The following is a 23,624-nucleotide window of genomic DNA, read 5'->3' on the forward strand; positions in this document are numbered from 1 at the left end:
GCAGCCCGCATTTGCTGGCCCCTGACAAAATCCCCACGATGACCGAACCCATTCGCGTGTTTGTCGGCGCAGTGCATTCGCACCGGCTGATGTTCGAAGTCCTGCGCTGGTCGATCAAGCGCCATGCCTCGCGGCCGGTCGAGGTGCGCTCGATCGGCGAGTTGACCGCGCCCGGCCTGCCGGTGCCGAAGAAACCCGAGAACCGGCCGGTGACGCCGTTCTCGTTCCAGCGCTTTGCCGTGCCGATGCTGGCCGGCTGGCGTGGCCGGGCGATCTACTGCGACTCCGACCAGGTCGTCTTGCGCGACATCGCGGCGCTGAACGACCTGCGGATGCACTTCGGCGCTCGCATCATGCGGCGCACCGAGAAGGGCCCGGACGGCCGCACCGGCAGCCACGCGTCCAGCGTGATGCTGCTGCGCTGCGACAAGCTGCAAGCCTGGGAGCCGCAGCGCATTGCCGACGACCTGGACGCGGGCCGCTACGACTACCACCGGCTGATGAAGTTGAAGACGGTGTGGCTCAAGGGCTCGATGCCGCGCCACTGGAACGCGCTGGATCACCACGAGCCGGCGACCTGCCTGGTGCACTACACGCGCCGCTCGACACAACCGTGGATCGCGCGCGGTCACCCGCATGAAGGGCTGTGGTTCGAGGCGCTCTACAGCGGCCTGGACGCCGGCGAGGTCAGCCAGGACGCGATCGACTTCGCTGTCGCCAACCGCTATGTGCGCCCGTCCTTCGGCTGGCAGGCCGAGCGTCGCGAGAGTGATTCGAACAAGGTGCCGGCGGAGTTGCACGCCGCTGATGCGGCATTCCTGGAACACTGCAGCAAGCACCAGTTCAACAACCTCGACGGCGACTACCGCCAGACATGAAGCCCCCACGCGCCTTTCCAGTCGCTGCCCCCCGCGGGGGCCCTTGCAGCGGACCGGCGGACCCGGATCCGCGCAAGTCCCTTGGTTCGGAACACGCTTGTGCTGTCTTCGTCGTTTGTGATGCCTTTGATGGCGACCATGTGAGGTTCAAGTGCGTCGAGTAGTGACCTTCGGAACCTTCGACGTGCTGCACGTCGGCCATGTGCTGATCCTCGAACGCGCGCGGGCGCTGGGGGATCAACTGATCGTCGGTGTGTCGTCCGACGAGCTGAATTTCTCGAAGAAAGGCCGGCGCCCGATCTACAGCCAGAAGGACCGCGTGCACATCATCAGCGCGCTGCGCTGTGTCGACGAGGTCTTCATCGAGGAGTCGCTGGAGAAGAAGGGCGACTACCTGCGTGAGCACCGGGCGTCGGTGCTGGTGATGGGCGACGACTGGGCCGGCCGCTTCGACGAGTTCAAGTCGATCTGCGAGGTGGTCTATCTGCCGCGCACGCCGTCGATCTCGACGACGGAGATCATCGAGGTGATCCGTCAGGCGACGTGACCTGCTGAGGCCTGCGCTTCGACAAGCTCAGCCCGAACGGCGCATCTTGTTCAGGCGCGCGCAGCGTTGCCGCCGATCAAGTGGCGTGCGCGGATCCGGCTCTGCCGGTCCGCTGCGCGAGCCCCCTCGGGGGCAAGGCCCGGAAGGGCCTGTGGGGGCCTATTTCTCCAGCGCGTCGACGATGCGCTGCGAGGTCAGCCCGTCGCGCGGCCCGATCAGGTGTTCGATCAGCGCTTCACGCTCTGCCGATGGCGGTTTGCCGCTGCGCCGGTCGGCCAGTGCCTGCTGCAGCACGCCGGCCAACCCTGCTGGCTTGTCGGCGCCGTACGCCACCGCTTCGTAGCGCGGCGTGTTCGGGTCGATGCGCTGCTTGTAGCGCCAGGCGAAGACACCGCGGTAGCTCCAGCGCAGCTTCAGGAAGCGGCACCAGACGACGGGCTTGTTGAGTGCGGCGAACTCGAACAGCGCACTCGACGCATCGCTGACCAGCACATCGGCGCGCGCCATCAGCGGCACCAGGTCGTAGTGCTCGGGTCCCAGCACCTCGATGCCGGCGTCGGCCCAGCGCTTCATGCGTTCACGCTGCTTGGCGTATTGCGGCACCACCCACGAGAAGAAGTGCGGCTTGACGATCCAGTGCGCGCCGGGCACCAGGCGTTGCAGGTCCTCGGGCATCAGCTCGAGCGACGAGGGGTAGAAGGTCGGTGCGTACAGCAGTACCGGTGCGGCGCTGCCCGAAAGGGCGGTGGGCTGCACCGGGAGCAGCGGATCGAGCTTGGCGAAGCCGACCAGCGCCAGACGGTCGCGCACGCCGGGCTGGCGCGTGACCAACTCGTCCAGCACGCGTTGCGATTCGACGCAGCGCAGGTCGAAGCGGTTCAAGCGCGGGTCGAACAGCACGTTCTTGACGCCGATGCCGTGGTAGACCAGCGCAGTGCGGGTGTTCGGCGCGAGTGTTTCGCCCTCGGCCAGGAAGCTGCCGAACACCGCCCAGTCCGGCGCCAGGCTGCGCAGGGCGGCGTAGGCCTGGGCGGGGCTGTCGACACGCTGCAGCGTGTGCGAATCACCCTTCGGCAAGTCGACCGTCAACGGCACATCGCGCAGCTTCTCGTCCACCCGCAGCAGCGTGGTCACGCGGTGCCCACGCGCGATCAGCGCGCGCACCACGGGTGCAAATTGCGGCAGGTAGTAGAGCTGTTCGGCAAAGAAGGCGACGTGCATCGGGGCGGCGATTCAGAGCTTCCATGAAAAGCGGCCCTTGGCGGGCCGCTGTGGGGGTCACACGATCACAGCCCTTGCTTCAGGCTCGCTGCGATGAACGCGTCGAGGTCGCCGTCCAGCACCTTCTGGGTGTTGGAGATCTCGACGTTGGTGCGCAGATCCTTGATGCGGCTCTGGTCCAGCACGTACGAGCGGATCTGGTGGCCCCAGCCGACGTCGGTCTTGGTGTCCTCCAGCTTTTGCTGCTCTTCCATGCGTTTGCGCAGCTCATGGTCGTACAGCCGCGAGCGCAGGCGCCGCCAGGCCACGTCGCGGTTGCTGTGCTGGCTGCGGCCGTCCTGGCACTGCACGACGATGCCGGTCGGGATGTGCGTCAACCGCACCGCCGAGTCCGTCTTGTTGATGTGCTGGCCACCGGCGCCGGAGGCGCGGAAGGTGTCGGTGCGCACGTCGGACGGATTGATCTCGATCTCGATCGAGTCATCGACTTCCGGGTAGACGAACAGCGAGGCGAAGCTGGTGTGGCGGCCGCCGGCCGAGTCGAACGGGCTCTTGCGCACCAGGCGATGCACGCCGGTTTCGGTGCGCAGGTGGCCGAACGCATAGTCGCCCTCGACCTTGATCGTGGCGCTCTTGATGCCGGCGATGTCGCCCGGCGTCTCGTCTTCCATCGTCGCCTTGAAGCCCTTGCGTTCGGCGTACTTCAGGTACTGGCGCAGCAGCATGCTGGCCCAGTCGCAGGCCTCGGTGCCACCGGCGCCGGCCTGGATGTCGATGAAGCAGTTCAGCGGGTCGGCCGGGTTGCTGAACATCCGGCGGAACTCGAGCTTCTCGACGATTGCCTGCAGCGTAGCGGCTTCGGCTTCGATCGCCTGCAGACCGTCCAGGTCGTTGTCGGCCTTGGACATCTCGAACAACTCGGTGTTGTCCGACAGGTTGCTCGTCAGGTGGTCGATGGTCTCGACGACCTCGTCGAGCGCCTTCTTTTCCTTGCCCAACTCCTGGGCCCGCTTGGGATCGTTCCAGATGTCGGGATTTTCGAGGGTCGCGTTGACTTCCCTCAGACGCAGGACCTTGCGGTCGTAGTCAAAGATACCCCCGTAGATCGAGGGTACGCTGGGTCAGATCGGCCAGCGAGGTGCCGATGGCGTTGATGCGTTCGATGTCCATGGCGCTCATTCCAGTCTTGTCAAACCGCATATTTTCGCTCAAGCAGCGAGCCTGCGCTGCCAGGCCGGCCTTCCTCGGGTGCGCGCGAATGGGCGGCAGGCCGGCACGTCGGCACAATGGCTCACGGTCCCCCACCCAAGAGCCGCCCTCCGGCGGCATGTTTCGCCCCGACGCGCCCACCACCTCGCGATGACGGTTGTTGCCGACGACAGCTCCGCCGCAGCGCTCGCGCGCCGCCGCCAGGCCCATTGGCGGGCCGTGCGGCGCTGGACCGGGGGCTTGTTGCTGGTCTGGGCCGGCGTCACCTTCGGCGTGGCCTTCGAGGCCCGGGCCTTGAGCTTCAACTTCTTCGGCTGGCCGTTCAGCTTCTGGGTTGGTGCCCAAGGCGCCGTGCTGGTCTACCTGCTGCTGGTGGGTGTGTACGCGTGGGCCGCGCGGCGGCTCGACGAGGTGCACGACCTCGACGAACTGGATTGATGGCCGTGCCCCGACCACCCACCCGGAGTCGCCGCGCCAGCACGCTGTTCAGCAGCCGGCTGCGACGGATTTACGCCGCCTACACGCTGTGCTTCGTGCTGTTCGTGCTGGTGATGGTGATCGCCGAACGCTACGGCCTGCCGAAAAAGTGGATCGGCTTCATCTTTCTGGCCGCGCCGGTGGTGATCTATGCGGTGATCGGCATCGTCAGCCGGACCACCGAAGCGGCCGAGTACTACGTCGCCGGCCGGCGCGTGCCGGCGATGTACAACGGCATGGCGACCGGGGCCGACTGGATGAGCGCCGCCTCGTTCCTTGGCATGGCTGGCACGCTGTACCTGAGTGGTTACGACGGGCTGGCGTTCGTGATGGGCTGGACCGGTGGCTATGTGCTGGTGGCGCTGCTGCTGGCGCCGTACCTGCGCAAGTTCGGCCAGTACACGATCCCTGACTTCCTCGGCGTTCGCTACCAAGGCAACCTGGCGCGGCAGATCGGCGTCGCGGCGACGGTGCTGGTCTCGTTCATCTACGTCGTGGCGCAAATCTACGGCGTCGGGCTGATCACCACGCGTCTGACGGGAATTGCCTCGTTCGAGGTCGGGGTGTTTCTCGGCCTGGGCGGCATCCTGGTCTGCTCCTTCCTGGGTGGCATGCGGGCGGTGACCTGGACCCAGGTCGCCCAGTACATCGTGCTGATCGTGGCCTACCTGGTGCCGGTGGTGTGGCTGAGCGTCAAGCAGACGGGCGTGCCCGTGCCGCAGGCCGTCTACGGCCAGCAATTGCAACAGGTGAGCCAGGCCGAAGAGCGGCTGAAGGCCGATCTGAAAGAGCAGCAGGTGATTGCCACCTTGCGTCTGCGGGCCGACGAGCTGGGCACCAAGCTGCAGGATGTGCCGCAGGCGGTGGCCGCCGAACGCGCGGCGATGGAACGGCTGCTCGAGTCACTGAAGGCGGTGAACGCGCCGCAGCGCCAGATCCAGGCCGCCGAACGCGCGCTGACGGCGCTGTCGCGTGATCCCTCTGCTACCGCCGAGGCGTGGGGGCGCGAGCGCGCCGAGCTGGAAGCGCGCGCCCGCCCATTGGGCGGCATGCCCGATCACGCTCAACCCTATGCGGGCGACCCGAACGGGGATGTCGTCGCGCGCCAAGCCTACGAAGACTCGCGCAACAACTTCCTGGCGCTGGTCCTGTGCCTGATGATGGGCACCGCCGCGCTGCCGCATGTGCTGACGCGCTACTACACCACGCCGTCGGTACGCGAGTCGCGCGAATCGGTGGTCTGGTCGCTGCTGTTCATCGGCCTGCTGTACTTGACTGCTCCGGCGTTGGCGGTGATGGTCAAGTTCGAAGTCTTCACGTCGCTCGTCGGCACGCCGTTCGATCAGTTGCCGGCCTGGATCGCCAACTGGGCCAAGGTCGACCCGTCGCTGGTCTCGGTGGTCGACGTCAACCGCGACGGCATCCTTCAGCTGGCCGAGATGAAGATCGGCGGCGACATCATCGTGCTGGCCACGCCAGAGATCGCGGGGCTGCCGTATGTGGTGTCGGGCCTGGTCGCCGCGGGCGGGTTGGCGGCGGCGCTGTCTACGGCCGACGGGTTGCTGCTGACGATTGCCAACGCGCTGTCGCATGACTTCTACGGCCGCATGGTCGACCCCGACGCGCCGACCGCAAGGCGCGTGATGATCTCGAAGGTGTTGCTGCTGGTGGTGGCGTTGGCGGCAGCATTCGTGGCCGCGCGGCGGCCGGCCGACATTCTGTTGCTCGTCACGGCGGCGTTCTCATTGGCCGCGTCGGCGTTCTTCCCCGCGCTGGTGCTGGGCATTTTCTGGAAGCGGGCCAACCGCTGGGGCGCCGGGGCCGGCATGCTGGCCGGGCTGGGCGTCTGCAGCGGCTACCTGGCGATCACCCAGCCGTGGCTGCGCGAGCTGCTGCATCTGCAGGGGCCGCCTACGCTGTGGTGGGGCATCCAGCCGGTCTCGGCGGGCATCTTCGGTGTGCCGGTGGGGCTGGTGGTGATGGTCATCGTGAGCCTGCTGACGCCGCGGCCACCGCCGGCCGTCGAGGCCCTCGTCGACGACCTGCGCTACCCGCGGCAGCTCAAGCCTTGAGGGCTGGCGCGTCGAGAAAGGCCCTCAACCGCTCGGCCAGTGCGTCGGGCTGGTCGTGGTGCAGCATGTGGCCGCAGTCGGCCAACAGCGTCTGCTCGACCTTGGGTACCGCCGCCAGCCGGGCTTCGAAGTCCTCACGGGGATAGCGGTTGCCCCACCATTTGGTGACGTCGGTCTCGTTGCCTTCGACCCACAGCACCGGCGCGGTGATCAGCTTCCAGGTCTCGACGATCTCCTCCTTGCGGTAGAGGATCGGGTTCGCGCGCTTGTGGGCCGGGTCACCGAGGATGTGCCAGCGCCCATCGGCGCGCTCTTCGGCCCAGTGTGCGGCCAGCCACGCGGCGTGCGCGGCGTCGAGCCGCGGGTTGTTCTTCATCAGCCGCTCGGCCACTGCGCCCACGCTGGCGTAGTCGCGCAGCGTGGCTTCGGTGCGCAGTTCGTCCAGCCACTGGCGCAGGCGTTTCGGCGCATGGTGCGGCTTGGTCTCGGGCAGGCCGAAGCCTTCGAGGTTGACCAGCCGGCGGATGCGTTCGGGCCGCACGCCGGCGTAGCTCATCACCACGTTGCCGCCCATGCTGTGGCCCAGCAGGTCGACCGGTGCGTCGCCGTTCAGCCCCAGGTCGGCATGGTGCAGCAGCGCATCGAGGTCGCCCACGTAGTCGGCGAACCAGTAGCTGTCGGTTGGCGGCACGCGGGTCAGGCCGAAGCCACGCCAGTCGGCCGCGAGGATGTAGCGCGAATCCCCTTCCAGCGCCGCCAGCGCATCGACGACGAACTGGAATGACGCCCCGACATCCATCCAGCCATGCACCATGAACAGTGCCGGCTTCTCGGGCGTGATGAGCGACGGATCGCCCCAGGCGATCACGTGATAGTCCAGTCCGCGCACTGGCACGAGGCGGTCGGTGCCAGGGCGGCGGGGCGAATAGATGGGGGTGGGCGAATCCATGCAGCGGAATGTAGGGGCTGCGCCGAAAGTCTGCTGCCGCGGGGGTGACAGAATCGTTCGCATGACCGCTTCTGCCTTTACCCTGCGCGCGGCCGAGCCGCGCGACATCCCCGCCATCGTCGGCCTGATCGGCGAACTGGCCGAGTTCGAAAAACTGACCCATTTGCTGCAGGTGACGCCGGAAACACTGGCACCCCACCTGTTCGGCCCGAGGCCGGTGGCCGAAAGCTGGGTTGCCGAGCTGCAAGGTGATCAACACGGTGGCGAGATCGTCGCCTTCGCGCTGTGCTTCACCAACTTCTCGACCTTCCTCGCCAAGCCCGGGCTGTACCTCGAAGACCTGTACGTGAAGCCTGCGCACCGCAGCCTGGGCATCGGCAAGGCAATGCTGACGCACCTGGCGCGCACGGCGGTCGAGCGCGACTCCGGCCGCTTCGAATGGAGCGTGCTCGACTGGAACGAGAATGCGATCCGCTTCTACGAGAAGATGGGCGCGACGGTGATGCCGGATTGGCGCATCTGCCGGGTCACCGGCGACGCATTGGCCAAATTCGGCCAGGCTTGATCAACGCAGCGCCGCGTCCCACTGAAACGCACCCTCCGCCAGCCGCGGCACGCAGCTGCTGCCGTTGAGCTGGGACGCCAGGCGCACGTCGTCGGCGTAGCCGCGTTCGACCAGCTCGCGGCCCGAGGCGCAGGCGGTCAGTTTGTCGTGCAGGTGGTGGCGCGCGGCCAGGAAGACGGCCTCGGCGGCCAGCGCTTCGGGTGATTTGCTGCCCGGCAGCGCGTGCACGATCGCGCCGGTGCCGATCAGGTCTTCGAGCGCCACTCGCAGCGTGCCGTCGGGCCATTGTTCGCCGGCTGCGATGATCGCGACCGGGCCGTCGCTGCCACGCATCACCGAGCTGGCCACGGCGCCGGCGTTGCGCAGGCAGCCGGCGATCACGATCGGGGCATGGCAGGCGCGGGCCAGCGTGCTGCCGTTCGGCGACGGCAGCACGAGCCGGGTGCCAGCGGCCACCGTCTGCAGCGAGCCGGGCGACAGCGACAGCCCGCCGTGGTCGCGCGGGCCAGCCAGCAGCGCGCGGTGCTGGGCGGCGTAGGCCGCGGCTGACGAATCCTTGTACGGATAGGGCAGCACCGCGGCGCCGCGGGCGCAGGCGACGTCGACGCAGGTCGAGAACGACAACACGTCGACCAGCACCACGGCCGGGCACAGCGCCGCCACGTTGCGCAGGCCAGGCATGCCCCAGTCGACCCGCACATCGAAACCCTGCTGCGCGGCGAACATGGTTTGGGTGAATGTGGTCACTTAGGGTCCTCCGGTATCCCAGGCGCGCGCAGCGTCGCCGCAAGTCAAGTGGCGTGCGCGGAACCGGCTGCGCCGGTCCGCTGCGCGAGCCCCCCTCGGGGGCTGAGGCCGGACATGAACAGTCCCGAGGACTGTTCGTGCCTGCCGAAGGGATGAGTCTCTGGCTCGGCGCGGCCTGCAAGTCAGCCCGCCGGAGCGGGCGTGGGGGCTCATAGTTTCCCCAGGCGCTCCTTGGCGTCTTCGAGGTTTTTCGGGTGGCCGCGGCCGGCGCTGACGAATTTCTGCAGCAGTGCCTTGGCCTTCGTGAGGTCGCCCAGCTGCAACCAGACCAGCGCCTCGCGGTAGTCGATCGGCAACGACAGCTGGCCGCGCAGCGTGCGCGCCTGGGCAAACAGGCGCAGCGCCTCTTGCGGCACCCCGCCTTCGGATTTGACGCGGCCCAGCCCGTAGACCGCGAACGCGCGGCTGGAATCGAACTGGATCAGGCGCTCGAACAACGCCTGTGCCTGTGTCGGCTGCTTGTTGCTCAGCCTCTGCACGGCGATCTGGCCCAGGTTGCCGTATACCGCCGAGCGCAGCGCGTTGTCGTTGCCCGGCTGGACGGCCCACAGCAGCTTCTCGGCCTCGTCGAACTTGTCTTCGTAGATCGCGACCATGGCGCGCAGGCAACGGGCTTGTTCGGGCTGCTTGGCCTCGGTGGCCTGCGCGAGTTCGCGGGCCTTGTCGACACCGCCGCCGGCGATGCCGGGCGCTGCCAGGAAGTACTGCATCAATGCGGTGCGGTGATTGAAGGACTCCGGCTGCAGCGCCACCGCCTTCTCGAACGACTCGCGGATGCGGCCGGCCATGCCCATCGCCTTGAACATGCCGCCGCGCAGCGCCTGGACGCCCATCAGATTGCCGAGCATGTAGTGGCACTCGCCGGCGTCGGGATGGCGGGTGACGCAGTCTTCGACCAGCGGTACCGCGGCGTCCTGCTGCGCTGGCGTGCCCTGGCTCAGCAGCGCAAAACCCAGCGCCAGCGTGGCTTGCGGGTCGCCCGGCTGGGCCTTCAGGCGCTGGCGGGCCTGGGCTTCGAGCTCGGCGTGGCGGTCGTTTTCGAGCAGGGTCTCCCAGGCCGGATCGCGCAGGCTCTGGGCGGTGGCGGGCAGCAGCGGCAGGGCGCAGAGCAGGGCGAGGGTCAGGGTGCGCAGCGGCGTGAAGCGTGGGGGCATGGTGAAGTGATGTTTGAAGTGAAGCAGGGTGAGGCTGCAGATTTGCAGGGTCCGCCCGGTGGGCCGGCGCCGCGGCTGGCCGTACGCTTGGCAGGATGAACGATGAGCATTCGATTTCGGTTGACCGTGCGAATCCCGATGGCGCGAGCGCCGCGGATCGTCATGCCCAGTGGCACGGCAGTTTTCGCTGGCGCGTGCCGACGCGCTTCAACATCGCCGAGGCCTGCTGCGCACGCTGGGCGCGCGAGCGGCCGCAGGCGGTGGCGATCCGCGCCGAGCGCGAAGACGGGCGCGTGACATTGCATCGTTATGCCGAGCTGCAGGCGGCGGCCAACCGGCTGTCGAACGTGCTGCGCCGCCTGGGTGTGAAAGCGGGCGACCGGGTGGCGGTGGTGATGCCGCAGCGGGTCGAGACGGCGGTGGCGCACATGGCTGTCTACCAGCTTGGCGCGGTGGCGATGCCTTTGTCGATGCTGTTCGGGCCGGATGCGCTGGAGTACCGCCTGAACGACAGCGAGGCGCGGGTCGCGATCGTCGACGAATCGGCCATGGCCAACCTGTTGGTGGTGCGGGCACAGTGCCAGCACCTGAAGACCGTGCTCGCGGTGGGCGAGGCCGCCGGGCAGGGCGACGTGGACTGGTTCGCGGCATTGGCCGGCGAAGCAGCCACCTTCACCGCCCGGAAGACCCATGCCGACGACGCCGCGGTGCTGATCTACACCAGTGGTACCACCGGTCCGCCCAAGGGGGCGCTGATCCCGCATCGTGCGCTGATCGGCAACCTCTCCGGCTTTGTCTGCAGCCAGAACTGGCTGCGCGGTGGCCGCGCGGCGCCGAAGAAAAAGCTCGGCCCCGGCGGCGCCCCGGCCGACGCGGTGTTCTGGAGCCCGGCCGACTGGGCCTGGACCGGCGGGTTGATGGACGCATTGCTGCCTGCGCTGTACTTCGGCGTGCCGATCGTTGCCTTCCAAGGCCGCTTCGGCCCCGAGCGCGCGTTCGAGCTGATGCAGCGGCACCGGGTGACCAATACCTTTCTCTTCCCGACCGCGCTGAAGGCGATGATGAAGGCGGTGCCACACCCCCGCGAACGCTATGCGGGCCTGAAGCTGCGGGCGGTGATGAGCGCTGGCGAGGCCGTCGGCGACGCGGTGTTCAACTGGTGCCGCGACGAGTTGGGACTGACGGTCAACGAGATGTTCGGCCAGACCGAGATCAACTACGTCGTCGGCAACTGCAGCCAGACGATGGGCACCGACGGCCACCCCTGCATCGGCTGGCCGGCGCGCCCGGGCAGCATGGGGCGCGCCTACCCCGGCCACCGCGTCGCGGTGATCGACGACGATGGCAACGAATGCCCACGCGGCACGCCCGGCGACGTGGCGGTGCACCGGCTCGACGTGCATGGCGCGCCCGACCCGGTGTTCTTCCTCGGCTACTGGAGGCGCGACGACGCGACCCGCGCCAAGTTCACCGGAGACATGGGCCCTTCGCCGGGCCGTCCCAAGAAGGGCGCGCCCCCCCGGGGGGCCGGCGACGTACTCGGCGCCTTGGGGGTCGCTGCGTCGAGTTGGTGCCGCACCGGCGACACCGCGCTGATGGATGACGAGGGCTACCTCTGGTACCAGGGCCGCAGCGACGACGTGTTCAAGGCCGCGGGCTACCGGATCGGGCCGAGCGAGGTCGAGAACTGCCTGGTCAAGCACCCGGCGGTCACCAACGCCGCCGTGGTGCCCAAGCCCGATGCCGAGCGCGGTGCGCTGGTCAAGGCCTACGTCGTTTTGGCGCCCGGCTTCACCGGCAGTGACGCGCTGGTGGCTGATCTGCAGCGGCACGTGCGCGGCCAACTGGCGCCGTACGAGTACCCGAAGGAGATCGAGTTCATCGATGCGCTGCCGATGACCACGACCGGCAAGGTATTGCGGCGGGTGCTGCGGTTGCAGGAAGAGCAACGGGCCCGCGCCGCCAAGGCGTGAAGCCTGGTGCATCGCAGTTACCGGCAAGGGCTCAGCACGCGTCGTTCGGGCGGCACGCCACCGCGCCGGTACCGACGCCGTCCGTCGTCGCGTGTTGGCGCTTGTGAGCCGGTGCCGGCTCGCTGCGCCAGCCGGGCGGCAGCAGCAGCGCAGCGGCGAGCAGCCAGGCCAGCCATCGCAAGGGGCGCATCACTCGGTGTCTCCGGGGGGGCTACTTGGCACAGCGGCCAGTCGCGACGCGCGCGGCGAGAAAGGGCAGGCCCAGGATGCCGCCCAACCCGATCGGCCCGATCTGGCCGCTGGCGGCCTTCGGGTCTTTCAGGCAGTCGGCGGTGCCGGCCTCGGCCACTTCGCGCGCCAGCGCGGTGTCGGTGCGTGCGATCGGGATGCCCGTGGCCGCCGATGCGCGCTCGTGCAGCAGGGCCAACTGGCCGGTCTGTCTGATCGCCGCGCGGGTGGCCTCGGTGTCCATCAGCCGTTCCGCGGGTGGGGCCGATGCCACCGGCGCGGGGGGCGCGGCACTCGCCATCGGCGCCGGCTCAACCCAGATCGATTCGCGGGTAGGCGCGGGCGCGGGGGCGCTGGGCCGCATCGGTGCTGGTTCGTCCCGGTGGCGTGGCTGGCGAACTGCCGGGGAAGGGGCGCGCTCAGCGGGTTGGGGCGGCGCCTGGGTCAGCAGCGGTTGCACCCATACGAGCGGTGGCCGGTCGGGGCGAACGTCGACCTGGCGCTCACGCATCGTGTGGGCCAATGCGAAGAACAGCAGCAGGTGCAGCGCCAGCACCGCTGCCGCCATGCCGGGGCGGCGGCGGCCCGGCAACGCGGCCGGCGTTTCAGCTCGGCTCGTCATCGGGCCGGTACTCCAGCAGATCGCCGGGCTGGCACTGCAGCACCCGGCAGATCAATTCGAGCGTGTCGAAGCGCACGCCGCGCACCTTGCCGGACTTCAGCAGCGAGATGTTCTGCTCGGTGATTCCCACGTGCTCGGCCAGCTCGCGTGAGCGCATCTTGCGCTTGGCGAGCATCACGTCGAGGTGAACGACGATCGGCATCACGGCACCTTGCGGCCCTGCGGACTCATACGAAGCCCTCGTTCTCTTCGGCAACCCGCGCGGCCTCGGTCATCACGCGGGCGATCGCCATGAACACCAGCGCGCCCAGCACCAGCGCGTAGTCGTTCGAGCCGATGCTGACCAGCAGATGGCGCTGACCGGGTGGGTTGTCCCACGAGACGGCGATCGACATCAGGGCCTGGGCCAGCGGCTGCGCCAGCGACAACGCGAACAGCAGCGCTGCGAAGCGGCGGAAGCACGCCAGCGCGCGCGTACCGAACACGTCGCCGCGCAGGTACTCGCCGAACAGCGACCACAGCTGCCACAACAACGCCAACCCGAGCCCGACCGGAAGCAGCGTCACCGCCACCATGCGGACACGCACCGCAGAGGTGAGGCCACCCTGGGCCAGGTGCTTCAGCTGCAGGCCCGCCATTTCGCCCAAGCCCATCGCCAGCAGCGCGTCCGGAGCCGTCAGCAGCAACACCGGCGCGGCCAGCAGCAAAGGGACAGCCAGCAGCGCCAGACCACGCACCCACCGCGACAGTCGCCGCAAACGTTGACCGAGCGGCTGGGCTGGCGGGCGAACAAGTGGCCGGGTGGTGGTCGGTCGAGAGTGCATTGGATTTACTGTAAAACAATAAAAAATGGTTGTCAAACGCGCAACTCTTGCCGAGCGAGCCGCGGCGTTCGACCACTTGGGCCGGCGAAGGCAACAAGACCCCGCCCCTTTTCCGGGCTTTCCCAGGGGGGCTGCCTTGCGGGCCGCGCCGGGCCAGTGGCCGGCCGCTTCTTCGGCGGCATGCGGCACACTGCTGGCTTCCACTGAGGAAGCCTCCATGCATTTGAAGCCTCTCGGTGCCAGCGAGTTGCTGGTCAGCCCCATCTGCCTGGGCACGATGACCTTCGGCGAGCAGGTCGACGAGCCGCGGGCTCACGCGATCCTCGACCATGCCGTCGCGCGCGGCATGAACTTCATCGACACCGCCGAGATGTACTCGGTGCCGCCCCGGGCCGAGACCTATGGCGCGACAGAAACCATCCTCGGCCGCTGGTTCGCCGCGCGCCCTGGCATGCGGCAACAGGTGGTGCTGGCCACCAAGGTGGCTGGGCCGTCGCGTGGCATGCCGTGGGTGCGTGGTGGCGCCGCCAACCTGACACCGGCCGACATTCATGCGGCCTGCGATGCGAGTCTGAAGCGTCTGCAGACCGACCATATCGATCTCTACCAGATCCACTGGCCGAACCGCAACGCGCCGAGCTTTGGTTCGATCTACTTCGAGCCGGAGCGCGACACCGAGTACACCTCGATCCACGACCAGCTCGACGCTTTCGCAGCCTTGGTCAAGGCGGGCAAGGTGCGCCACATCGGCCTGTCGAACGAGACGCCCTACGGCGTGGCCGAGTTCGTGCGCATCGCCGAGGCGCATGGCCTGCCGCGTGTGCTGACGGTGCAGAACCCGTACTGCCTGATCAGTCGCTCGCTCGACAACGGACTGGACGAAACGATGCACAGGTTGGGTGTCGCGCTGATCCCATATTCGCCGCTGGGCTTCGGCCTGCTGACCGGCAAGTACGACGAGCGTGGCATCCACGATCCCGCCAACACCGGCCGCATGGCGCTGTTCGAGCGCATGAAGCAGCAGCGCTGGGGCCGGCCGGCCGCGCTGGCCGCCGCGCGCCGCTACAACGCCCTGGCGCGCGAACACGGGTTGACGCCCACGCGCATGGCTCTGGCCTGGTGCTACACCAACTGGCGCGTGGCCTCCACCATCATCGGCGTGACGACACGCGAGCAGCTCGACGAAGACCTCGACGCCTGGGGCACGACGTTGTCGCCCGAATTGCTGGCCGCGATCGATGCCATCCGTTGGGAAATGCGCGATCCGGCGCAATGAATCGAGATGGCCAAGAAAGACAAACACGTCAGTGAAACGCCGGCCACTCAGTGGCTCAAGGCCCAAGGGGTGACATTCACCGAGCATGTCTACGACTACGTCGACCATGGTGGCACGGCCGAGTCGTCGCGCCAACTGGGCCGGCCCGAGCACGAGGTGATCAAGACCCTGGTGATGCAGGACGACAAGGCCGAGCCGCTGATCGTGCTGATGCACGGCGACCGCCAAGTCAGCACCAAGAACCTGGCGCGCGCGATCGGCGCCAAGAGTGTCGAGCCGTGCAAGCCCGACGTGGCGCAGCGCCACAGCGGCTTTCTTGTCGGCGGCACGTCGCCGTTCGGTACCCGCAAGGCGATGCCCGTCTACGTGGAAGCCAGCGTGCTCGAACTGCCCGGCATCTTGATCAACGGTGGCCGGCGCGGCTACCTGGTGGGCATCGCCCCCGACGTGCTGACCACCGTGCTGGGCGCCAAGCCGGTGAGCTGCGCGCTCGCCTGACGCATCGAGGCGTTGCTCCGGTGCGCTGCTGACACGACGTTGTCAGCAGCGCTGGCACACAGTGCTGGCCTGCGCCGCGCCGACTGCGCGGTGTGCCAACAAAAGGAGCCAACCATGTCCGTCACCAAGAACTCGCCCGTCGTCTCGCTGGATCGGGCTGAGTTGATCCCTCGTCCGCCCGAATGGCAACCCAGCGGTGTCACGGCCGAGCGTTTTGACGCCAGCCGCGCCTTGCTGGGCGAGACGCTGGGTTTGAAGAAACTCGGGTGCAGCCTGACCCAGGTCGCTCCCGGCAAGGCGGCCTACCCCTTCCACAGCCACCGCGCGAACGACGAGATGTTCTATCTGATTGCCGGCCGCGGTGAACTGCGCCTGGGCGACCAGCGCTACCCGGTCGCCGCGGGCGACGTGATCGGCTGCCCGTGTGGTGGCCCGCAGACAGCGCACCAGCTGATCAACACCGGGCGCGAGCCCCTGCGTTACCTGGCGATCAGCACCCAGATCGACCCGGAGATCTGCGAGTATCCCGATTCCGGCAAGGTAGGGGCCTACAGCGATGGGCCGGCAGACACGGGCCTGTTTCACTTGAGCCGCCAAGACACCCCGGTGGGGTATTGGGACGGCGAGTAGCGTCGCCGTGGAGCCCGCCGTGCGACTGCCTGCCCGTGTCCCGTGACGGCCGCAGGCGTCGCTATCGGCCATCCAGCCCACCGGCCAGCGTTGTCGCGCCGCCGGCCATCACCGCGTCGATCTGTCGCAACACTTCGTCGAAGGCCAGGGGCTTGGTGACGTAGGCCCGCGCCCCGGCCGCAATGGCGGCGTTGACCGTCTCGTCCATGGCGTCGGCCGACACCATCACCACCGGCAACCGGCGCAGGCGCGGGTCGGCGGCCATCGTGTTCAGCAGGTCCAGCCCACGGCCGTCGGGCAGTTGCATGTCCAGCAGCAGCAGGTCGGGCGGCTTGGTGCGCAACGCGGCCAGGCCCTCGGCCAGGGTGCTGCAGACTTCGAGCGTCAGGTCGGGGCGGCGGCCCACCAATGCGGCCATCACCAGCGCGTTGACGGCGTCGTCCTCGACGTACAGCAGCCGCCGTAGCCGGCCTTCGGGGGGCTGCGAGTCGGTGAAGTCGTCGATCGGGTGTGGCACCACCTCGGCGGGCGCCTGCGAGACGGGCAAGGTCACGGTGAACTCGCTGCCGACGCCAGGCCGGCTGCGCACGCTCATGTGACCTTGCATCAGCGATACCAACGTGCGGGTGACCACCAGCCCAATGCCGGCGCCGGGCTTGCCGGAGGATTCGCGGCCGAGTCGATTGAAGGACTGGTAGAGGCCGTCGAGCTGGGTGCTGGTCATGCCCAGGCCGGTGTCGCGCACGATGATCTGGACCGTGTCCGGCGTGGTGCCCGGTTGGGTCCGCAGGCTCACCTTGCCGCCGGGGCGGTTGTACTTGACGGCGTTGCTCAACAGGTTGACGAGCACCTGCTCGACCCGCACAGGATCGGCGTGGACCCAGCGCGAGTTGTCGGCGATGTCGAGCGAGCAGCGCACCTGCTCGCGTTCGGCATCGGCGGCGACGAAGGCGATGGCGTCGCGCGCGAGCGGCGCCAGGTCGACCGGCCCGAGCGTCAGGCGCAGACGGCCGGATTCGATGCGCGACAGATCCAGCACGTCGCTGATCATTCCCGTCAGGTGCCAGCCGGCACGCTCGATCAACGCCACGCCTTCACGCCGCTTTGGGTGGTTCTGCACCTCCGGGTCCTGCGCCAGCGATTGTGCAAAGCCGACGATCGCGTTCAGCGGCGTGCGCAACTCGTGGCTCATGCGTGAAAGAAACTCTGTCTTGGCCAGGCTGGCCGCTTCGGCCGCTGCGCGGGCTTGCTCGGCAGCACGGGTGCGCAATGTGTCCGAAATGTCCGAAACAACGACGATCCAGACCACTTCGCGCGCGCCGCTGACCGGCGTGATCTGGGCCTGCGCTTCGAAGGCCGGCGCGCCGGCCGGCTGCAGCGTCAGCCGGTCGGTGCGCGATTCGCGCCGCCGCATGCGCGGGGCCAGCCATTCGGCCAGGTCGACTTCGCCGTTGGCCGTCTCGACCGCGGCCAGCCCGGCCAGCGAGCCACGGCGGGCCAGCGCGTCCAGCGGTTGGCCGAGCAAGCGGGCCGCAGCTTCGTTGGCATAACGCACGCTCATGGCGCCATCGAGCGCCAGCAGGCCGTCGCGCAGCGAGCCGAGGATCGCCGAGCGCTCGTGCAGGCCCTCGCGCAATTGCTGTTCGGCGGCCACCCGCAGGTTGGTTTCGCTGGCCCGGGCATCGAGAAAGCGGTTCAGCGCCTGGCTGAGCACGACGATCTCATCGCCCGATCCGTCGGCCCCCGCCTGTACCGGCAGCCTTGCATTCGGGTCGTCGCTCTTCAGGTCGCGCAGGTTGTGCACCAACGCCAGCAGCCGCTTGGTGACCAGGCGGTGCATCACCCACAGCAGGCCCAGCGCAATCGCCACCACCTTCAGCAGCTCCCATGGCAGGCGCTGCATCGCGCGGTGCTCGATCTGCGCGTCGATCTCGGCGAAGGACTCGCTGATGCGCAGCGTGCCGATGGGCACGGCGCGCGCCGCCACCTTCAGCGGCATGTCGTGCGGGACGCCGGCCATGGAGGGCTGGAAGCCGGGCCGCGACACATCGACCAGGGCCTTGCCGTCGTCAGCCAGCACCTGCACCCGCACGATCGCTCCATCGCGCACGAGGTTGCGGGCCAGCAGGTCCAGGGTCGCGAGGTCGTAGTTCCACAGTGCCAGCGCGATCGGCGGGGAACTGAGGTTCAGCGCGGCATCGGCACGCACGTGGGCGGAACGGGTCAGCTCGCTGCGTTCACGCCACAACTCGACGCCGCCGGCCAGGATGAACACCAGCACGGCAAACGCCGCAACCGACACCAGCATGCGTGTGACCAGCGACGAGTTGATGCGCAGCAAGCGGTCGGTCCCTCGGGGTTTTTTGCCGTTCAGCCGTTCTCGACGGCTCAATCTGTCCAGCATACCCAAGCCCCGGGTTGCCGCCAACCCGTGTTGCCGTCGAGGCGGCACCAGCCTGCGCGGGACATCGGCGCGCGCTTACACTGCGGCCCCGGCCTTTGGCCGACACGGTGAATCGGGATGTCGTACCTGTACTCGTTGGCTGCGGTGGCCGCGGCCTATCTGATCGGCTCGCTGTCGTTCGCTGTCATCGTCAGCCGGGTCATGGGCTTGTCGGACCCGCGCTCCTATGGCTCGGGCAACCCCGGCGCGACCAATGTGCTGCGCTCGGGCAACAAGCTGGCGGCACTGCTGACGCTGGCCTTCGATGCGCTCAAAGGTTATGTGCCGGTTCTGGTGGCGTTGCTGCTGCAGCCGCGCGTGGGTTGGGGCGAGCTGACCATCGGCCTGGTGGGCCTGGCGGCCTTCGTCGGTCATTTGTGGCCGGTGTTCTTTCGCTTCCAGGGGGGCAAGGGCGTGGCCACCGCTGCCGGCGTGCTGATGGCCTTGAACCCGTTGCTGGGCCTGGCGACGCTGGCCACCTGGGTCATCGTCGCTGGCTTCACGCGTTATTCATCGCTGGCCGCGATCGTCGCGGCGGCCTTCGCACCGTTTTTCCAGCTGCTGAACTGGGGCGCCTCGCCGATGGTGCTGCCGATCACCGTGATGAGCCTGCTGCTGGTGTGGCGCCACGAGGGCAACATCCGCAAGCTGCTGGCCGGCACCGAATCGAAGCTGGGCCACAAGGTGGCAGTGTCACCCCCTGCCGCGCCACCGGCACGCCATCACCATCACTCCAAACACCACCGAAAGCACTGAGCAAATGGCAATCACACGCTACGACGCTGGCCCCCGCATGGCCGAGATGACGGTTCACAACGGCGTGGCCTACCTGGCCGGCCAGATTGCCGAAGACGGCTCCCAAGACATCACCGGCCAGACGCGCCAGGTGCTGGCCGCCATCGACGCGCTGCTGGCCCGTGCCGGCAGCGACAAGACCAAGGTCCTGCGGGCACAGATCTTCCTTGCCGATCTGTCCGACTTCGCGGCGATGAACGCGGCGTGGGAAGGCTGGGTCGTGCCTGGCCAGACGCCGGCCCGGGCCACCGTGCAGGCCGCGTTGGCCAAGCCGGAGTGGAAGATCGAGATCGTGATCACGGCTGCCGTCTGACAGCCGCCCGCGACGAGCCGTGGTCGCGCGCAAGTGCGTATCGGCCGCCGCGCGAAATCGTTCGCTGCAGCGCAGCAATTGCACCATGCCGGGGCGTTATGTCCCGGCAATTGGTGACGAAGGAAAGAGTCTGTAAGCCGGGCTGACAAGCCTGTGCCATCCCGAGACACTCGCGCCCGAAACCGCTTTCGGGAACCGGTTCCAAAATTCCGGGATCCGCCGGCGGTGAGGGTGGCGGCTGCCCGGCCTTTCACATCGGTGCCATGGCAGCCCTTCGGCTTGTTGTCGTTGGGGGAGATGGTCCATGGACTCTGGAATTCATGTCGGCGGCCGGCGCGGTGCGGCCTTTGCGTGGGTGTTCGGCCTGACGGCGAGCCTGTTGGCTGCGTGCGGCAGCGGCTCGGATGGCACCGAGGCGGCGCCGGATGAAACCTCGGCACAGGCGCCGTCGAACCGCGTCGGTTCGACGGCCACGGTCTCCTCGGCCGACGCAGCCGTGGGGACGCTGCAAAGCAGCACGAGGGACCCCGCGGCCACCACCCCGACCGCGGCACCAGCCGAGTTCGGCCTTGCCGGTGCCCGCGCCACGTACGTGCCGCTGTACCCACCGGGCACCGAGGTGTTCGAGAAGCTGCAGTACCGCGAGCCCGACGGCACGCTGGTCACGCGGATGGGCATGCGGCCGACCGAGCGCCATGCGCGCGAGCGCGGCGAGGGCTGGACCGAACCGGACAGCGGCCCGGGCCGCTACCTGACGTTCCCGAGCTTCTATTTCCAGAACCGGACCTTCGGCCTCGAGATCCGCGATGGTGTACCGGCTGGCCGCCAGCGCATCGAGTTCTACTTGCGCGTCAGCGATGGCACCTTCGACGGCACCACCTTCAGCCTGTTCCGCAACGTCAACGACGTGAATGTGCGCGACTATGGCTGGGCACTGAACTACGGCTTCAACAACCCGAACGAAAACAACCTGCCGATCTGCCATGCGCGCCAGCCGAAAGAAGACTGCATGATGGTGGTCGAGTCGAACTGGCGCACCAGCCCGCACAGCCCGCTGAAGATCGGCGACCCGATCGAGCTGGCACCGGCACCGCGCCTGACACGCGACGCGAACGGCAACGCGCTGATCGACGGTGGCGGCAGCCGCTACTACTCGTTCGAGCAGCTGTATGTGGTGGGCGAGGGCTTGAAGCCCTGGTATGGCATCGAGCCGCGGCTCGATTCGGCGCCGCTGCCAGCGTCGACGTTGTCCGGCGGCATGGCCAGCGTGTCGTACAACTATTCCGAAGAGCCGATGCGCATGTTCCAGCAGATGGCGAACAACATCGGTATCGGCAACACCAAGCGCTTCGTCGAGGGCAGGCGCCTGTTCCACACCTCGTTCGCCGACGGCAAGCACTCGGAGAACCCGGACTCGAACCCGGTGTTCAGCGCGCACATCGGGCAGTTGGGTCCGCGCTTCAACCAGGAACGGTGCATCGCCTGCCACACCACCAATGGACGCAGCCTCGCGCCGCTGGTCGGTGCCCGGCTGGAAACGATGGGTGTGGTCACCACCGCTGCCGACTCCGGCCGCAAGATGCTGCCGGACCCGGTCTACGGCTTCAACATCCAGCAGCGCGCCCAGGCGCAGGGCGCCCCGGACTACGGCGTGACGCTGGCCCTGAACACGACGACCGTGCGCACGCTGCATGACGGTGAGAAGATCGAGCTGCAAAAGCCCGTCTACTCGTTCAAGGGGCCGCTGCCGGTCAACTACTCGGTGCGCCAGGCGCCTCAGGTCATCGGCCTCGGGTTGCTGGAGGCGATCGACGAGACCACCATCCTCGACCTGGCCGACGCCAACGACAAGAACGGCGACGGCATCCGCGGCATTCCGAACTGGATCCACAACCCCGAGACCGACGAGACGCACCTCGGCCGCTTCGGCTGGAAGGCCGGCAAGGCGACGCTGCGCCAGCAGGTGGGCGAAGCGCTGGTGCGCGACATGGGCGTCACCTCGCCGGTGTACCCGCGCCGCAGTTGCCAGAAAGACGAGACGGGCTGCCACAAGCCGGGCGGCGAGGCGCCGGCGATCAGCGAAGCCGAACTGCAGCGCATGGCGCACTACCTGGCGTTGATCGGTGTGCCGGCGCAACGCAGCCTGCGCAGCGGCTTCCCGGCCGACACGCGAATCTCGCCCGAGCACAACGTCGACCCGGGCAAGATCGAACGCGGCAGCAAGTTGTTCGCCCAGGCGCAGTGCGTGGCCTGCCACACGCCGAAGATCAAGACCGGCCCGAACCATCCGTTCGCCGAGCTGCGCAACCAGGCCATCCACCCGTACACCAACCTGCTGTTGCACGACATGGGCCCGGGCCTGGCCGACACGGTGACCGAAGGGCGCGCGACGCCGAGCATGTGGCGCACCGCGCCGCTCTGGGGCATCGGCTCACTGCCCTATGTGCAAGGCGGTGCGCAGAACGCCCGCTACCTGCACGACGGCCGCGCCCGCACGCTGATGGAAGCGATCGGCTGGCACGGCGGCGAGGCCGACGCGAGCCGCCTGAAGTTCGAGGCGATGTCGAAGGACGACCGCGCGGCGGTATTGGCCTTCCTCAACTCGCTGTGAAGTGACGTTGCGCGGCCGTGGGCCGCGCGGCGCCGACCTATTCGGCAACAGGCGTCAAGCCGAGCATCGTCGGGTCGCCGCGACCCTGGCGCACCAGCACCGGCGCATCGTCGCTGAGGTCGATCACGGTGGTCGGCTGCATCGGACAGGCACCCGAGTCGATCACCAGCTGAAGCTGCTTCTGGAAGCGCTCGCGGATCTCCTGCGGGTCGTTCATCGCCTCGTGCTCACCGGGCGGGATCAGCGTCGTTGCGAGCAGCGGCTGGCCCAACTCGGCCAGCAACAGTTGCAGCACCTTGTGTTCCGGCACACGCAGGCCGATGGTGCGGCGCGAAGGGTGTGAAACCCGACGCGGCACTTCCTTGGTCGCTTCCAGGATGAACGTGAACGGCCCCGGCGTGGCGTGTTTGAGCAGCCGGTACTGCCGGTTGTCGACGCGGGCGTAGGTCGCCAACTCCGACAGGTCACGGCACAGCAGTGTCAGGTGGTGCTTGTCGTCGACCTGGCGAATGCGCCGCAGCCGCTCGGCGGCACCTTTGTCGTCCAGGTGGCAGACCAGCGCATAGCTGGAGTCCGTGGGCACCGCCGCCACGCCGCCGGCGTGCAGAATCTGGGCAGCCTGCTTCAGCAGCCGCGGCTGCGGATTGTCCGGGTGAACCTCGAAAAGCTGAGACATGGCGCGATTGTCACCGCGCCAACGACGCCACGGCCGCAGGCAGCCCCGACGCGGCCACGGCGCCGGCAGCGCTTCGAGCCAGGGCATCGTGAGGGCGGGTGTACTGAACATGGTCCTCGACTTCAAGCAAAAGCGCGTCGTCGTGGTCGGCGGCAGCCGTCTCGATCGGCGCCGACGGCGCCGAGATGTGTGCAGTGCACGCACGCCGCGTTGGCAACCCCAGGTGGCAAGGCGCATGCCGGCGCCCGCGACGCGGCCGAAGCAGTCGCCTTCGCATACCCGGGAGTGATGGTCGCGACCGGGCCGGTGATCATGGTTCACGGTGGCCGATTGCTGAGGGTTTTGATACCGCTTCGGGTCAACAGCCGGGCCCTTTCAGCCGTTGTATGAGTTTCCCGACCCCCATCGAGGAGCACCCCATGAACCGTCCCACGCTGCGCCAGATGGCGCGTCGCTCTGCCAGCCTGATGGCTGCCGGCCTGATGCTCACGCTCGGCGCCTGTTCGGCGCTGCAACCGGCCGACGCTGAGCAGTTCGCCAGCAACCCGCCGTTGGCGCCCGGCTGGCAAGAGCACACCAGCCCGCTGTATAACCTCGGCCCCGGCCCGACCGCAGGCACCACGGTGTGGATGGTCTCGGCGCTGTTGCCGCGCGGCAACTACCAGGTCATCAGCCGGCAAGGTGACCGCGCCCGCATCCTCGAGGGCCATCGCTTCGAGGTCGACGGCACCGTCAACAAGGAAATCCGTCTGATCCTGCCATTTGCCTCCGGCAGCCTCGAGGCCGTCGAAGAGCGCTACGTGATCGCGCAGGCAAGCACCAAGCCCAAGACCAAGCCGTGACGCGGTGAGCCGTG

24 protein-coding genes are annotated in these 23,624 nt (G+C 68.2%); 13 read left to right on the forward strand and 11 right to left on the reverse strand.

All coding sequences use genetic code 11. The annotated features are described in order from the left end of the window. The first annotated feature begins 38 nt into the window (after window positions 1-38). Window positions 39-878, forward strand: coding sequence for a hypothetical protein (locus tag VFY73_RS24255; protein ID WP_329723684.1), 840 nt, complete (start codon window positions 39-41; stop codon window positions 876-878). Window positions 879-1,041: 163 nt separating this feature from the next. Next, complete coding sequence (locus VFY73_RS24260; RefSeq protein WP_329723686.1) at window positions 1,042-1,425, forward strand: adenylyltransferase/cytidyltransferase family protein; 384 nt, start codon at window positions 1,042-1,044, stop codon at window positions 1,423-1,425. Between the two features lie 159 nt (window positions 1,426-1,584). Here the strand turns inward: VFY73_RS24260 and VFY73_RS24265 are convergent, their stop codons facing one another. Together VFY73_RS24265 and prfB are read right to left on the reverse strand one after the other, a co-directional pair. Then, a complete protein-coding gene (locus tag VFY73_RS24265; protein ID WP_329723688.1) occupies window positions 1,585-2,646 on the reverse strand; it encodes a CDP-glycerol glycerophosphotransferase family protein in 1,062 nt (353 codons plus the stop codon). A 65-nt stretch (window positions 2,647-2,711) separates the two neighbouring features. After that, window positions 2,712-3,816, reverse strand: a protein-coding gene (gene prfB / locus VFY73_RS24270) for a peptide chain release factor 2 (RefSeq protein WP_329723690.1) whose coding sequence is annotated in 2 segments (ribosomal slippage) — window positions 2,712-3,734 and window positions 3,736-3,816 — 1,104 coding nt in all. Because the reading frame shifts where the segments join, the coding sequence is not laid out codon by codon here. A 189-nt stretch (window positions 3,817-4,005) separates the two neighbouring features. Here prfB and VFY73_RS24275 point away from each other — a divergent pair. Beyond that, window positions 4,006-4,293: a sodium/substrate symporter small subunit gene (locus tag VFY73_RS24275; protein ID WP_329723692.1), complete on the forward strand. Its 288-nt coding sequence runs from the start codon at window positions 4,006-4,008 to the stop codon at window positions 4,291-4,293. Then, a complete protein-coding gene (locus tag VFY73_RS24280; RefSeq protein ID WP_414654519.1) occupies window positions 4,293-6,404 on the forward strand; it encodes a sodium:solute symporter family protein in 2,112 nt (703 codons plus the stop codon). The genes VFY73_RS24275 and VFY73_RS24280 overlap by 1 nt, the downstream gene beginning before the upstream one ends. On the opposite strand, the gene VFY73_RS24285 is transcribed toward VFY73_RS24280, so the two are convergent. Then, the gene (locus tag VFY73_RS24285; protein WP_329723696.1) at window positions 6,394-7,353 is read right to left on the reverse strand and encodes an alpha/beta hydrolase; all 960 of its coding nucleotides are present in this window, start codon (window positions 7,351-7,353) and stop codon (window positions 6,394-6,396) included. The genes VFY73_RS24280 and VFY73_RS24285 overlap by 11 nt on opposite strands. A gap of 61 nt (window positions 7,354-7,414) precedes the next feature. Here VFY73_RS24285 and VFY73_RS24290 point away from each other — a divergent pair, with 61 nt between their 5' ends. After that, window positions 7,415-7,918, forward strand: a complete 504-nt coding sequence (locus VFY73_RS24290; RefSeq protein WP_329723698.1) for a GNAT family N-acetyltransferase — start codon at window positions 7,415-7,417, stop codon at window positions 7,916-7,918. Here VFY73_RS24290 and VFY73_RS24295 read toward each other — a convergent pair whose 3' ends face one another. After that, window positions 7,919-8,665, reverse strand: coding sequence for a 2-phosphosulfolactate phosphatase (locus VFY73_RS24295; RefSeq protein ID WP_329723700.1), 747 nt, complete (start codon window positions 8,663-8,665; stop codon window positions 7,919-7,921). It abuts the gene before it with no gap. Window positions 8,666-8,874: 209 nt separating this feature from the next. Next, on the reverse strand, window positions 8,875-9,879 hold the full coding sequence (locus tag VFY73_RS24300; protein WP_329723702.1) for a hypothetical protein: 1,005 nt from the start codon (window positions 9,877-9,879) through the stop codon (window positions 8,875-8,877). A gap of 95 nt (window positions 9,880-9,974) precedes the next feature. Here VFY73_RS24300 and VFY73_RS24305 point away from each other — a divergent pair, with 95 nt between their 5' ends. After that, window positions 9,975-11,852: an acyl-CoA synthetase gene (locus VFY73_RS24305; RefSeq protein WP_329723703.1), complete on the forward strand. Its 1,878-nt coding sequence runs from the start codon at window positions 9,975-9,977 to the stop codon at window positions 11,850-11,852. Between the two features lie 31 nt (window positions 11,853-11,883). Here the strand turns inward: VFY73_RS24305 and VFY73_RS24310 are convergent, their stop codons facing one another. From VFY73_RS24310 to VFY73_RS24325, 4 genes are read right to left on the reverse strand one after another with little or no spacing between them, the layout of a single operon-like run. Beyond that, the gene (locus VFY73_RS24310; protein WP_329723705.1) at window positions 11,884-12,045 is read right to left on the reverse strand and encodes a hypothetical protein; all 162 of its coding nucleotides are present in this window, start codon (window positions 12,043-12,045) and stop codon (window positions 11,884-11,886) included. Between the two features lie 18 nt (window positions 12,046-12,063). After that, window positions 12,064-12,702 (reverse strand): hypothetical protein, encoded by a 639-nt coding sequence (locus VFY73_RS24315; protein WP_329723707.1) that lies wholly within the window; start codon window positions 12,700-12,702, stop codon window positions 12,064-12,066. Then, a complete protein-coding gene (locus tag VFY73_RS24320) occupies window positions 12,686-12,904 on the reverse strand; it encodes a helix-turn-helix transcriptional regulator (protein ID WP_329723709.1) in 219 nt (72 codons plus the stop codon). Before VFY73_RS24320 ends, VFY73_RS24315 begins: the two co-directional genes overlap by 17 nt. Before the next feature lie 25 nt (window positions 12,905-12,929). After that, on the reverse strand, window positions 12,930-13,526 hold the full coding sequence (locus VFY73_RS24325) for a DUF2975 domain-containing protein (protein WP_329723711.1): 597 nt from the start codon (window positions 13,524-13,526) through the stop codon (window positions 12,930-12,932). 217 nt (window positions 13,527-13,743) lie between these two features. Here VFY73_RS24325 and VFY73_RS24330 point away from each other — a divergent pair, with 217 nt between their 5' ends. The 3 genes from VFY73_RS24330 (at window position 13,744) to VFY73_RS24340 (ending at window position 15,930) form a co-directional block, all read left to right on the forward strand. After that, window positions 13,744-14,802 (forward strand): aldo/keto reductase, encoded by a 1,059-nt coding sequence (locus VFY73_RS24330; protein ID WP_329723713.1) that lies wholly within the window; start codon window positions 13,744-13,746, stop codon window positions 14,800-14,802. Between the two features lie 6 nt (window positions 14,803-14,808). Continuing rightward, window positions 14,809-15,300 (forward strand): aminoacyl-tRNA deacylase, encoded by a 492-nt coding sequence (locus VFY73_RS24335; RefSeq protein ID WP_329723715.1) that lies wholly within the window; start codon window positions 14,809-14,811, stop codon window positions 15,298-15,300. Between the two features lie 114 nt (window positions 15,301-15,414). Continuing rightward, window positions 15,415-15,930 carry a cupin domain-containing protein gene (locus tag VFY73_RS24340; RefSeq protein WP_329723717.1) on the forward strand — a complete coding sequence of 172 codons (516 nt, stop codon included), beginning with the start codon at window positions 15,415-15,417 and terminating at the stop codon, window positions 15,928-15,930. A 61-nt stretch (window positions 15,931-15,991) separates the two neighbouring features. Here VFY73_RS24340 and VFY73_RS24345 read toward each other — a convergent pair whose 3' ends face one another. Next, window positions 15,992-18,271 carry a hybrid sensor histidine kinase/response regulator gene (locus tag VFY73_RS24345; RefSeq protein WP_329723719.1) on the reverse strand — a complete coding sequence of 760 codons (2,280 nt, stop codon included), beginning with the start codon at window positions 18,269-18,271 and terminating at the stop codon, window positions 15,992-15,994. Window positions 18,272-18,451: 180 nt separating this feature from the next. On the opposite strand from VFY73_RS24345, the gene plsY reads away from it, so the two are divergent. From plsY to VFY73_RS24360, 3 genes are all read left to right on the forward strand, one after another. Continuing rightward, complete coding sequence (gene plsY, locus VFY73_RS24350) at window positions 18,452-19,129, forward strand: glycerol-3-phosphate 1-O-acyltransferase PlsY (protein ID WP_329723721.1); 678 nt, start codon at window positions 18,452-18,454, stop codon at window positions 19,127-19,129. A 4-nt stretch (window positions 19,130-19,133) separates the two neighbouring features. After that, on the forward strand, window positions 19,134-19,481 hold the full coding sequence (locus tag VFY73_RS24355; protein ID WP_329723723.1) for a RidA family protein: 348 nt from the start codon (window positions 19,134-19,136) through the stop codon (window positions 19,479-19,481). A gap of 304 nt (window positions 19,482-19,785) precedes the next feature. Next, window positions 19,786-22,092, forward strand: coding sequence for a di-heme oxidoredictase family protein (locus VFY73_RS24360; protein WP_329723725.1), 2,307 nt, complete (start codon window positions 19,786-19,788; stop codon window positions 22,090-22,092). A gap of 37 nt (window positions 22,093-22,129) precedes the next feature. Here the strand turns inward: VFY73_RS24360 and VFY73_RS24365 are convergent, their stop codons facing one another. After that, window positions 22,130-22,768 (reverse strand): L-threonylcarbamoyladenylate synthase, encoded by a 639-nt coding sequence (locus VFY73_RS24365; RefSeq protein ID WP_329723727.1) that lies wholly within the window; start codon window positions 22,766-22,768, stop codon window positions 22,130-22,132. Window positions 22,769-23,187: 419 nt separating this feature from the next. Between VFY73_RS24365 and VFY73_RS24370 the strand changes: the two genes are divergently transcribed. Next, window positions 23,188-23,610: a hypothetical protein gene (locus tag VFY73_RS24370; protein ID WP_329723729.1), complete on the forward strand. Its 423-nt coding sequence runs from the start codon at window positions 23,188-23,190 to the stop codon at window positions 23,608-23,610. Window positions 23,611-23,624: the final 14 nt, after the last annotated feature.

This window comes from Ideonella sp. (assembly GCF_036277275.1).
In the GTDB taxonomy this organism is placed as follows: Bacteria; Pseudomonadota; Gammaproteobacteria; order Burkholderiales; family Burkholderiaceae_C; genus Ideonella.